Here is a 13,617-nt window from a genome sequence, read left to right on the forward strand (position 1 = left end):
ATGGTGTAAATATGCAAGATGATTTTTTAGCGGATATTGATAGCGATATATTGAGTTTACTACTGGAGCAGGACCCGTCTGATGGGATCCCTCGTATATCCGGCAATACCGCCCCTTTGTCATACTTACAGCAGCAGCTATGGACACTGCAAGCACTTGATGAGTCAAACACCAGCTACTTGATGCCTGTGGTTTTTGCAGTAACGGGGCAGATTGATCCAAGTAAACTAGAGCAAGCACTGCAGGTTGTTATTGCCAATCACGGAGTATTTAGAACGCAATTTGTCACCTCTGATGATACCCCAACTCAGGTCGAGCTTGATGAGGTCAGCTTTTCTTTAGCGCAAGTACAAAGTGACATGACAAGAGCCGACTACCTTGCCAACGAAACATTAAATCAGTGGCTGTTAGCAGCAAAAGACTTATCACAGGCACCACAACTCAAAGCACAGCTCATCACCTGTGCTGAACAAAAGCAAATATTAGCGCTGAGCTATCATCACCTCGTGTCAGATGGGTGGTCTAATAATCTAATTTTAGCGGATTTAAAAAGTGCGTATCGGGGGCTGGCACTCTCAATGCCAGCGCTGCGCTACCTTGACTTTGCACATTGGCAGCGTCACGCGTTATCACAACAGCATCCTGCGGTGGCATTTTGGCAGCAATACCTTGAAGCGCCGCGACAACCCTTACGCTTGCATCAGCAGCACACAACCACCACTAAGTTGAAGTCGGTAGGTGGGCGTCAGCAGTTTACGCTTTCAGCGCCTTTATGTGCCAGCCTTAACGACTTTTGCAAGCGCAATCAGGTCACGCCATTTGCCTCTTTATTGGCAACATGGCAACTATTGCTATCGCGTCATCATGGTAATGAGCAGTTTGTAGTGGGCGTGCCAAATGCGGGTCGCTCAGAAGAGCAGGTGCAAGATATTGTTGGCTGCTTTATCACCACACAGGCTTATCGCTGCGAAGCGCATTGTGGACGCTCCTTTATAGAAACGGTAAAACAAATACAGCGTCATGCACTGACTTGTACACAATACAGTGATGTACCGTTTGAATACGTGTTGTCGGTGTTACCTGAGCATCGCGGCGATCTGCGCCAAGGTGGCTTTTTTCAAGTTGGGTTTGATTGTCAGCCGCAATTACAAGGGCAGCTCGACTTTGGAGATTTCTCACTCGCTCCAGTAGCAGGTGGCAGTATGCAGAGTAAATTTGCGATTGCGCTATCGGCACAAACCAGTGAAACGAGTGTTGTCTGTGAGATAGAATACGATTGCGCACAGTTTGATACACCATACATTGAAGTGCTGCAACGAGAGTTTTGCCAACTACTGACACTGGCACTTGGGCATGATGCTGAGAAAATCGGGAATTGGCTTGATGTCGCCTACGAAAACCAGCCTGCGTATCTACCTGAAAGCCGCGCGAGTAAAGGTAAAAAGCTAGCACCAGAAACGCGATTAACGCATGAGTTAGTTCGCCAGCAAGCGCTTAGTTCACCGACGGACACTGCGCTTATCTTCCAAGACCGCCACTATGATTATCAATGGTTAGAGGCGCACAGTAATTATATTGCAGCACAACTACAACGTCATCATGTCAAAGAGGGAGAGGTGGTTGGTATAGCCTTGCCACGTACCCCATATTTGATTGCTAGCTTGTTGGCGTGCTTTAAATCAGGTGTGGCGTATTTACCCCTTGATCCTAAGTTGCCACAAGACAAGCTCACGCACATGATAGAAGATAGTCAGTGTGCGCTCATCGTCGGTGAGCAATTGCCTGCGTCTTCATGCGCGGTGATTGCAGAGGCTGAATTAATATGCCCAGACTTATCTGTTTGGTGCCAGCAAGACGCCGCGCTTGCTGTACATCCTGAGCATATTGCGTATCTAAATTATACCTCAGGCTCGACAGGAAAAGCCAAAGGGGTGGCGGTGCCACATGGGGCGCTGAGCCGTTATATTTTTACCGCAGCGGATTTCATTTCGCTTACCCAACATGATGTCGTATTACAGTTTGCAACAGCAAATTTTGATGCGTTTGTAGAGCAAGTTTTTCCTACTTTGGTTGTCGGTGCCGCTTTAGTGATGCGAGATGACACGTTGTGGGACGCGCAAACCCTGTATGAGCAAGCCAGCAAGCACAGTATTAGTGTGATGGACTTAAGTGCGGCCTATTGGCGACAAATTGCCGAAGATTGGTCGTATTTAATGCCAAAGCATCAATGGCAATTACCCGCGCTTAGGCAAGTGCACTCAGGCGGTGAAGCCATGTCAAAACAGGCCATTAGTGCATGGCGAGCAGCAGGGCTTGAAAAGGTGAAGTTGGTCAATACTTATGGCCCGACAGAAATCGTAGTTGAAGCGGCTATTTTTGACTGTAGTGCACTGGATGTTGAGCGTATCAACTCTGTTCCCATAGGTAGCGCGATTGCTGAACGGCAACTGTATGTGCTAGATGAACAGCTCAATCTGTTGCCACATGGGCAGGTTGGCGAGTTGTATATTGGTGGTGAAATTTTAGCGCAAGGTTATTTAAGACGCCCAGGACAAACTGCGGCGAGCTTTGTCGCTGATCCGTTTAGCGATAGTGGTCAACGTCTATATCGCACCGGTGATTTAGTGAGATGGAATGCTCAAGCGCAACTTGAGTTTATCGGTCGAGTAGACAACCAAGTTAAAATTCGCGGCTTCCGTGTTGAAGTTGAAGAGGTTGAGCTTAAGTTACGTGCAATCGAAGGCGTCAATGATGTTGCTGTGATTGCACAGCAACACGCAGAGTCGACCCGGTTGCTAGCCTACCTATGTTCAACCCGTGATGTACATGATATTCAAGCAGATACTCGAACTATACTGCCAGAATATATGGTGCCTTCAGTATTTATGCTTTTGGACAGCCTACCGCTTAACGCCAATGGCAAGGTCGACAGAGCTGCCTTGCCAACCCCAGCGGCATCACCGCAGGAGACACAAATAACAGCATGTATTGGTGAAGTGGAAACATTGATCGCTGAGATTTGGTGTAAGTTATTTAGCGTTGAGCAAGTTGGTCGTGATGATAACTTTTTTGCCTTAGGTGGTGACTCTATTATTTGCCTGCAAATGGTGTCACTAAGCCGACAAGCTGGATGGGAAATCAAGCCAGCGGATGTTTTTGAAGCGCAAACTATTATGGCGATTGCACCTTTGGCCACGCGATTGGAAGAGGTCAATAGCAGTGAGGTCGAGCATGTTGCCGGTAGTGCCCCTCTGCTGCCTATTCAGCAGGCTTTTTTCGCGCAGCGTGGACACGCTCCAAACTACTATAACCAAGCCGTGATGCTGCATGTATCGCAAACGATAGACTGTTCAGCGCTACAACAAGTGGTCACACAATTAGTGCAACATCATGATGCCTTAAGGCTGCGCTTTTGCCGCGATAGTGAAGGCAACTGGCAGCAGTCTTTTACTGAATATAGTGCGTCAATGTTGGCGCAGATATTTACATTACATGAAGTTGAAAACGCCCAGATAACCGCGCTGGCAGACGATATTCAACGTAGTTTGGATATTCAAAATGGGCCAGTGATGCGGGTCGCGGTGATGCAAGTGGCAGATGGTAGTTACCGCGTCTTACTGGTTGTACATCATTTGGTGATTGATGGCGTGTCATGGCGAATTTTACTGGATGATTTGGCAGCAGGGTATGAGCAGCTTATTGCTGGTAAGACGTGGCAGCCAATTGCTAAATCCAGCAGTGTCAAAAAGTGGGCTGAAGCCTTGCAGCAATACGATGCGCACTTTGCTGATGAAGCTGAGTTTTGGCAAGCACAAACCGCCGCCAGATTGCCGTTGCCGTATCAAGATAAAACTGCCAGTGCAGCAGAAACTGAGTTAGCTACCGTTGAGCTGTATTGTCCACAAGCACTGACAACACAGTTGCTGACACAAGCTAGCCGACCATACCGCACGCAAGTCAACGACTTATTGTTAAGTGCACTGAGTGAAGCACTTTACCGCTGGTTAGGGGCGGATGAATATGTGCTGCATCTAGAAGGGCATGGTCGCGAACCTTGGCAGCCATCTATTGATTTGAGTCGCACCATAGGGTGGTTTACGGCGATGTTCCCGCTGAAATTATCACGCCAAGATAACTGGCAAGAAACCATTCTTGCGACCAAAGAAATGCTGCGTGCTATCCCAAACAAAGGCATTGGCTATGGCGCTCTCAAATATAACAGCGCGAAACCGACAAGTAGCGCACCAGAATTGGCAGATATTGAGTTTAACTATCTTGGGCAACTCGACAATAACTTTAGCAGTGATGGTATATGGCAGCCTGCGCGTGAAGACAGTGGTGCGAGTACCAATCATGCCGCAACGGTTACAAGTGAGTTGTCGATACAAGCCCAAGTCTTAGGTGGGCAATTACAAATACGCACCAGTTTCGTCGCTACGCGATTGAGTAGAGACACTATTGAGGCGTTCACTCAGTTATTCCAGCAATGCTTGGAAGAGTTAGTGGCGCATTGTGCGTCGACAACGGCCACATTCAGTGCCTCAGATGTACCCCTAGCCCAATTACCAAAAGATACCCTAAGACAATTAGACGCGACACAGATAAGTAAAGTGTATCCGCTTTCTGCGATGCAAGAAGGTATGCTTTTTCATGCTCAATACAGCGACAACAGTGCGTATGTGAACCAAATGCAGTTTGCGGTTACAGGCCTAGATGTAGTGGCGTTTAGCGAAGCATGGCAGCATGTTACGGATCGCCATGAAGTGCTGAGAACGGGGTTACTCACCAAAGAAAGCCCAGCGCATCAGTATGTAGTACATACGCATGCGGCAGACATCACAGCACTGGATTGGTCCTTTGAGGGCGGCGATGTAGAAGCGAAACTTGAACAACTTGCCAAGCAGCAGGTGTTATTGGGTTTTGATTTGGATAAAGATATAGGCTTTAACCGCGTGCTTATCATCAAGCTAAATACGCACCAACACCGCGTGATATGGACAAACCATCACCTTTTCACCGATGGTTGGAGTGCCTCGCGCATGATGGGTGAATTATTAAGTGTATATCAAGACCACACGTTAATGCCTGCGACAGGTCAGTATGAGCAGTATATTGGTTTTTTACAGGCGCAAGATCACACTCAAAATCGTGATTATTGGCAGCAACAGCTGCGCCAATTAGATGAGCCTTGTACTTTGTTTGCGCAACAAAACACGCAACAGACGTCGCAAAATGGTGCGGGACATACCCGTTGGGTCATGGCACCTGAGCAGACCGAACATCTTGTCTCGTTTTGTCGTAGCCAGCAAATTACGGTAAACACCTTAATTCAAGCAGCATGGTCATTGGTGTTGAAAGCCAGCATAGGACACCAAGCTGTGTGCTTTGGCTCAGTAACGTCAGGAAGACCACCAGAACTTGCTCACAGTGACAGCATGCTTGGCTTGTTTATTAATACCCTACCGACCATTGTCACCGTGAGTCCTGAGGTCAATGTGGCAACATGGTTGCAGCAACTACAGCGCCAAAGTCTGCGGGCTCGTGAGCATGAATATACACCTCTTAGCGAGGTGCAAAAATGGGCCCGAGAAGGGGGAATAGATTGTCCAAATGGGTTATTTGACACACTAGTGGTATTTGAAAATTACCCAATTGCTGAAGCGCTTCAGCAAGCCGATAAAGCTACTACGCAATTTGAGTTACTGGCCAGCCGAGAAGAAACCGATTATCCACTCACGGTTTCCATTTCGCAGCAAGAAACGGTGGACATCGCATTCCATTATCAGCAAGCAGCCTTAAGTGATGCAGATGCCGAACAATTACTCGCACGCTTCTTATTGATAATCTCGCAATTACAAGAGCAGGTTACACAGCCTGTGGCGCATATTACAGGTCTCAGTGATGCACAGAGCGCTTCACTGATTGAACTGGGCGCAACAAAATACCATGGTGTAGCGCAGCAGCAGGACATATTGGCGTGTCTATATCAGCAGGCAAGCGTACATCAGGATACCGCTCGACTCTTTTGTGAAGCGCAGTCTCAAAGTTATCAAGCGCTATTGGCACGCAGTGAAAAAATTGCAGTTGGCTTGCAATTACAGGGTGTAACCAGTCAACAGCGCGTTGCGCTTTATATGCGTACAGGACTGGATACGTTGGCTTGTATTCTTGCGATTTGGCAGCTAGGCGCTGTCTATGTGCCGCTTGATGTAGACTCACCAGAATCGCGTTTAAATGACATACTTGCGCTAAGTACACCGCAATTGGTACTGCACCAAGAGCGTGCGCTAACGCACTGTACAATGCAGCAAATATCGCTTCAATGTCTGATAAGTGAGGTGGATGAACAGTCATTGCAGCGACCAACATTTGACCCTCAGCAGCTCGCTTATTTGGTGTTTACGTCTGGCTCTACAGGCAAGCCAAAAGGGGTGGCGGTGACACGAGGTGCACTATTAAGTCACTGTTTGGCGATTGCAGATGCGTATCACTATGGTACTGAAGATCACGCATTGGCATTTGCGTCATTGGGCTTTGACGCTGGGCTTGAGCAAGTGTTCGTCCCCTTATTGACCGGTGCGAAGCTGACGATGGTGAATGGTAAAGCATTACTCCCGGAACAATGCAGCGAGTTGGTTGTGGCGAATCAAATTAATATTGTTGATTTACCTCGTGCTTATTTACAGCACTTGCCCCATCTGGATGGCGTTCGTCTATGTATTGTAGGAGGGGAAGCTTGGCCAACAAAAGAGTTATTGCAATGGCGTAAGCGCGCGCCTCAGACACGTTTCATTAATGCCTACGGCCCGACAGAAACCGTGATCACACCGACTATCTGGCAAGATGATCATAAGGTTGAAATAGACAGCTTATATGTGCCCATAGGGGCGGTGGTTGGGCATCGTCATGCTTATGTGTTAACTGAAGAACTTAACCTAGTACCTGCTGGTGGAGTCGGTGAGCTATATATTGCAGGTACTTTGGCGCAGGGTTATTTTGGCCGTGCTGACCTGACGGCTGAGCGATTTATTGCTAATCCATTTAGTGACAAAGGAGAACGTTTATATCGTACTGGCGATTTGGTGCGCTTTAATGAACAAGGGCAGCTTGTGTATCAAGGTCGTGCAGATCAGCAGGTAAAAGTGCGTGGCTATCGGATTGAATTAGCTGAGATAGAAAAACGCATTATGGCGATGGCGGAGATAAGTAGCGTACTGGTACGGTTACAGCACACCGAGCAAGGAGCGCAGTTGATAGCCTATGTGATCGGTGAGAATGTGGATCTGGCTGCGCTGCAAACATGTGCACAGCAGCAGCTACCCGATTATATGCAGCCTGCCCATTGGCTAACATTGACGCAATTGCCATTGACCATCAATGGTAAGGTCGATGTCAATGCGTTGCCACAGCCGACGCTACCCAAAGCGGAGACTAAGCATCAAGAGATGAACGCACAGGCGCGCCAGCTTAGCGTAATATGGAAAACATTACTGGGTGTTGACGCAACACCGCATAGCCAGTTCTTTTATGACGGTGGCGACTCCATTTTAGCGATGCGATTGACGTCACAAATCAACCAAACGTTTGGCTTACAGTTGAAAGTTAGAGATATTTTTGAGCATAGTGAGTTTAGTGCGCTGGCTCAATACATCACAGCACAGCGACAAAGCACAGATGATAACCGCGGCATTACTTTGCAAGCGCAGCCATTCGCTCAGCAAATACCGGTATCAGCAGAGCAGCGCAGTTTATGGGTCACTGACAAACTGAGTGAAGCAAAAGACCGAGCCGCGTATAACATCACCACAAGTGTTAATCTCTTTGGAGCACTTGAACCCCACAGCTTACAGTGCGCTTTTGCGCAGTTACTGGCTTACCACAGTACGTTTAGTTATCGCTTTGTTGAACAAGAAGGTGACGTGGTCGCGGTGTACAGTGAGGACAATGAATTACAGTGGCAGTATGTTCAACTTGATGATGACTTAGCGCAAAACACTGCAGCAGCTGCGAAGCTCCGTGAGCATTTTGAGGTGACACCATTTAATTTAGCTGAGGATGTGTTATTGCGTGTATTGTTGGTTGAAATTGCACCTGAGCACTATCAACTTACCATTAATATGCACCACATAGTGAGTGATGGTTGGTCTATGGGGAACTTGGTACATCAGGTCGGTGAATTTTATTTGGCACAAATTGAGCAGCGCCAAGCCCAACTGCCGCCACTGCAAGTGCAATATGGTGACTATGCACAGTGGCAACAGCAGCGTTTAGCAAGCCAAGAAGCAAAGGATGTTGCTCAGTTTTGGCGTACGAAGCTTGCAGATGCTCCAGCGCAAAGCGTGATCCCGTTACATTCTCCACGTCCTGAGCGCACCGATACGCAAGGCGATGTAATAGATTTTCAGATTGCGGCAACAACTCGAGAGGCCATTGAGCAACTTGCGCAGCAACAACAATGCTCTGTGTTTAGCGTGCTATTGGCAAGTTATGCTGCTTGGCTGTTTGAAACAACAGGGCAGCAAGACATGGTATTAGGTACGGATCTATCAGGTCGAGAACATGCGGATCTTGAACCTCTGATCGGATATTTTATCCGTGTCTTGCCGCTACGAGTTCGTCTTAATGGCGCAGTCGGGTTCACCCAGCTATGTGAACAGGTTCAGCAAACGCTATTGGATGTTCAAAGTAATCAGCTGCTTACACTAGATAGCGTGATAAATGAGGTAGGCGCGCAAAGAACAGCGGGCTTGTCACCGTTATTCCAGCAGCTTTTCGTTATGCAAAATACGCCAAAACCAGATTGGCCTATCGATGGGCTGGAAATGGAAGGGGTCGCTTCGGTGGATACGTCAAGTAAATTTGACTCGGCAATTTTTATTGATGCGCAAGAGCAGGCTTATCATGGTCGCTGTTACTTTAAAACGGCGCTATATCGCCGTGATAAAATCCAAGTCGCACTTGATAGGTGGATGCAATTGTTAACTCAGCTGGTGGAAAGCCCAACAGTTGGCATTGCGACATTGAAACCACACACGCCAAAGCAGGCTGGTCAAAGCAAGTTTAAGTCCAGCAAATTTGCTAAGTTTAAGAAGTAGTCAATCCGAGTGCGACTTAAGCCAGCGCTGAACTCCCTTCATTTATTCAACAATAAAGAGACGCATTGAGCGTCTCTTTATTGATTCAAATCAAGTAAATCTTCGACTTTGTAGTAAAGAAAGTACGACTTGCCACGTCATATCGCTAAGCAGACCAACTCAAGGTAGCAGGGCGATGATCTATTGGAGGTCCGATAGAGCATTACCGCGGATTGGTATGAGTCTATGACAGGAGAAAACGATGACGTCCACTGTGCGAAAAGGTAAATTTTCATCTCTTAAAAAAGGGGTAAAACCCACGGCTAGCGCTACTCAAGCCGCAACTTCAACAACATTCTTCAAAGGTGCGCAAGGGTTTCCAGCCGTTATCCAGCCAACCAGTAAAGATTTAGACCCGTATGTGTGGGCTGAAACAAATCGAGACTTTATAGAAAGCAACTTACTTAAGTATGCGGGCTTGGTTTTCCGTGGCTTTGGGTTAAAGACCCCACAGGAATTTGAGCAGTTTGCCAATGCAATTCAGCCAGGCTTATATGGCAACTATGGCGATCTGCCTAAAAAAGAGGGTGGTAAAAAGACTTATAAGTCTACGCCTTATCCTGAAAACAAAATGATCCTTTATCATAATGAAAGTTCACATCTAGAGCAGTGGCCGCGTAAACAGTGGTTTTTCTGTGAATTACCTTCTCCTGTTGGCGGTACGACACCCATAGTAGATTGTCGTCGAATGTTATCAGTTTTGCCCAGTGAATTGGTGCAAAAAATAGAAGAAAAAGGCTTGCTGTACCTACGTAATTTCCATAAGAGTGTTGACGTAAGCTGGCAGCATTTCTACAAAACTGACAGTAAAACTGAAGTGGAAGCGAGGCTGAATGCAGCAAATATTGAATATCAATGGCTAGAGAATGACGGCCTCCAAACAAAAACCAAAACCCATGGCGTTATTGTTCACCCAGTGACAAAGGAAAGGTCGTTTTTCAATCAAGTGCAACTGCATCATATTGCCTGTCTAGAGCCGGAAGTCAAAGAGAGTTTGATCGAGTTAGTGGGAGAGCAGCGTTTGCCTCGACACGTGTATTTTGGTGACGGCTCTGCTATTAGTGATGAAGAGATGGCCATTATTGGTGCTGCATATGAAACATGTGCGGTGCGTTTTGAGTGGCAGCAAGGTGACGTAGTGATGCTGGATAATATGCTCGCTGCACATGCCAGAGATCCATTTGAGGGTCCAAGGAAAATTGTAGTTGCTATGGGTGATATCTATACGCAACAAGATCTAAAACAAGCAAATCAAGCACAGTAAAAGGTAGTGCATATCATGATCCAAGAATATATCTCTGCTTAYCCACAAGGCCTGTCATTGAGTGAGCAGCAGCAATGTCTAGGTAATACACTGGAGCCATTGGCATATAATAGCGTGCTGGCGCGCATGTCAGAGCAACACAGCACAGAACATCTCCAAGCTAGACTTAATGAAATCATTGATGACAATATCATTTTGAGCTTTACGTTTAGCGAGGTGTCAGGCTTTCGTGGTTTAAGACAGGTACCTCACTTAAGTACCAAGCCCGTCATTGCCACCATGACGTTGGAAGCCGATGCCAGCATTAACTTAGCAACACTTGATAGCTTGCAACCTGTGTCTTTGAACCCTGCTGCGGGTCAAAATTTACAAGTGGTCAAAATTAGCCACCAGGATGAAGCATACCTGTTGGTGCGTACCCATGCGCTATGCGTTGATTTGGCCAGTACAGAGAAAATTGCACAGCGCTTGTTAGATCTTAATTTAGCTGTTGAAGAAAGTGTCCAATACCCTGATTTTCTCGCGTGGCTTGAAGAGCTGACTAGCAGCGAAGATTCACTTCAAGGTAAAGCTTATTGGCAGCAGTATATTAGCCAGCTTAATAATGCAAAAAATCACTTTGCATTACCGTATCACAAAGCGCCAGAGCAAGGGGCGTTACAAAACCTACAGTGCGTTGATGAAGCATTAGCTGAGTCTACGACAGAAGCGATCACAGCGCTTAGCGCACAATTAGAGGTAGATGCACAAAGCATATACTTATCATTATGGTGGTTACTACTAGCGCGTGTTTCAGGGCAAAGCTTTGTGACCAGTGTAGGTTATGATCCGCGCCAAATGAGCGAAGAGTTGGCTGATGCGCTTGGTGTGTATACGCAGGCATTACCGGTTCAAGTACCACAAGCTAAACAGCAGGTATTAGCAGAGTGGATTAATCAGTTTGCCTTTACCTTGTCTCAGCACATGGAGTGGGCGGAATGTTTTGAGCGCCCTGAAGCGCTTGCCAATAGTAGTGTAGTTGCACACTTTGCATCAGAGGTAGTGAGTGCAGAAGCAACCGTCGCGATTGCCGATAACGCAGAATTATCCTTAACTATTGCCGATGACAGGGTGCGACTGCAATTTAATAGCTCAGCTTATTCACATCAAGCCGCAAATATCTTGTTACAGCAATTTGTTCATTTATTGGCACAAGCCCCGCAATATTTGGCAACAGCCGTGGCTGATATTACCCTTGTTACTGCGCAAGAACAGCAGCGTTTTCTCGCGTTAAATGCAGATCAAGGGCTAACTGCTACCCACGTGCTGGCACAACTTGAATATTTTGCAGACGCTAAAAGTGAGCACATTGCATTGGTAGATGCTGCACACTCACTTAACTACAGCCAACTTGCTATTTTGGTCAATAAGACAGCGCAAGCTTTACAAGCCCATGGAGTAAAGCAAGGCTGTGTCGTGCTGTTATCGCTACCTCGCAGTTGGCAGCAAGTGGTGATGTTACTGGCGGTGATGCGTGCCGGTGCAGCATATTGCCCAATTGACCCAAGTTGGCCAGAGCCGCGCAAACAGCGTGTGATGGACGCGTCTGGTGCAATGCTTCATATAGATGAGCATAATGTTGAGCAGTGGCTACTAGAGGCGCAACAGCTAGAGTTAGACAGTAGTGTGCTACCTGAGTATCAGTTAGCAGACATCGCTTATGTATTGTTTACTTCTGGTTCCACGGGAGTGCCAAAAGGTGTGCCTATTGCACATCAACAACTTGCACAATACTGTACTGCGTCTTCACACGCACTTGAGCTACAGCAAAACCAGCGCTTTGGTCTCACCTCTACCGTTGCCGCAGACATTGGTAATACTACGCTATTCAATGCTTTTTATAATGGTGCCACGCTTATTGTTGCCAGTGAGCAGCAAATGCTCGATGGCGACGCATTTGGTCGCTTTGTGGCCGAGCACGCGGTCGATTGCGTCAAGATAGTGCCTTCTCATTTACAAGCATTATTGGAAGTCATGCCAGCCAGTCTGCCAACTAAGCTGATCTTAGGTGGCGAGGCGGCCAAGCCTGCATTAATTCAAAAGGTACATAAGTTAGCGCCGCAAACACAGGTGTTTAACCACTATGGGCCGACAGAAGCCACTGTGGGTGTGATGTCACACTCATATGAAAACAATGCACGCTTTGATGCCGCAGTGCCAAGACTTAGCCAAGTCTTTTCTGGCTCACAAATCTTTATCTTAACTCCACAAGATGGCTTGTGTGCAACTGGTGAGCAAGGCGAATTATGTATTGCGGGTAAGCAATTGTCAGCAGGATACATTAATGCTGATTCCAGCGGTGTTTTTGTCGATAACAGTCAATGGTCTGAGCGCCTTTACCGTACAGGTGACGTAGCTCGTTATTTACCTGATGGCTCTATTAGTTTATCTGGTCGTAAGGATGACCAAGTGCAGATCCGTGGCTTTAGAGTAGAGCCCAATGAAGTGGCACTGGCTATTACACAGCACTTAGACAACGTAGATTGTTTTGTGGCGGTACAACAGTATGGCAATGAAGCTGTTTTGGTTGCCTTCTTAACTCAGTATTTAGATAAACAAACCGTAGTAAATGAGCTGTTAACTGGAGAGGAAAACCTTACGTTACAGACGCAGTTACGCGATGTATTGCCAGATGCCATGGTGCCAGCTTTCTTTGTCAGTGTGACAGAGTTACCGCTGCTTGCTAACGGTAAAGTAGATCGTCAAAGTTTGCCTAAAATTGCAGAGCTGACTTTATCTACTTATGTTGCGCCTAGCAGTCAATTAGAAACCTTACTTGCGTCCACGTTGGCGGATATTTTAGAGGTAGAAAGAGTAAGTTGTGATGCCAGTTTCTTCGATTTAGGTGGGCACTCTCTGTCTGCTATCAAGTTTGCTACACGCATAAAGAAATTACTCTTATTGAATATTGAACCGGGCGTTGTGTTTGATAACCCAAGCATTCAATCTTTGGCCCAAGCACTAAATAACTTAAGTGGTGATCCGTCTAGATTGGAGAAATTAGCATTGACGCAAATTAAGTTGGCGACACTGACGCCAGAACAGCAGGCGGCATTGCGCGAAAAAATGGGTCTGAAAGCCACATAGGTATCAGGGTAAGGGATAACCCAAGATAATTTTGAGACGATAATACCAATTATCTTAATTAAGAGGTCTATTTTGAGGTGAGAAAATCTTGTC

The 13,617-nt window shown here is 46.8% G+C and carries 3 protein-coding genes; all 3 read left to right on the forward strand.

Annotated features, from left to right (window positions below):
• The first annotated feature begins 11 nt into the window (after positions 1 to 11).
• On the forward strand, positions 12 to 9,095 hold the full coding sequence (locus tag EAG18_RS05150) for a non-ribosomal peptide synthetase (protein WP_125251332.1): 9,084 nt from the start codon (positions 12 to 14) through the stop codon (positions 9,093 to 9,095).
• Between the two features lie 241 nt (positions 9,096 to 9,336).
• The gene (locus tag EAG18_RS05155) at positions 9,337 to 10,398 is read left to right on the forward strand and encodes a TauD/TfdA family dioxygenase (RefSeq protein ID WP_125251333.1); all 1,062 of its coding nucleotides are present in this window, start codon (positions 9,337 to 9,339) and stop codon (positions 10,396 to 10,398) included.
• A 15-nt stretch (positions 10,399 to 10,413) separates the two neighbouring features.
• On the forward strand, positions 10,414 to 13,524 hold the full coding sequence (locus EAG18_RS05160) for an amino acid adenylation domain-containing protein (protein WP_125251334.1): 3,111 nt from the start codon (positions 10,414 to 10,416) through the stop codon (positions 13,522 to 13,524).
• Positions 13,525 to 13,617 lie beyond the last annotated feature (93 nt).

Source organism: Pseudoalteromonas sp. J010, from assembly GCF_003934235.1.
Taxonomy (GTDB): Bacteria; Pseudomonadota; Gammaproteobacteria; order Enterobacterales; family Alteromonadaceae; genus Pseudoalteromonas; species Pseudoalteromonas peptidolytica.

Coding starts and splice junctions, on each gene's coding strand:
- EAG18_RS05150 (WP_125251332.1), top strand. CDS start 12: ATGCAAGATGATTTTTTAGCGGATATTGATAGCGATATATTGAGTTTA.
- EAG18_RS05155 (WP_125251333.1), top strand. CDS start 9,337: ATGACGTCCACTGTGCGAAAAGGTAAATTTTCATCTCTTAAAAAAGGG.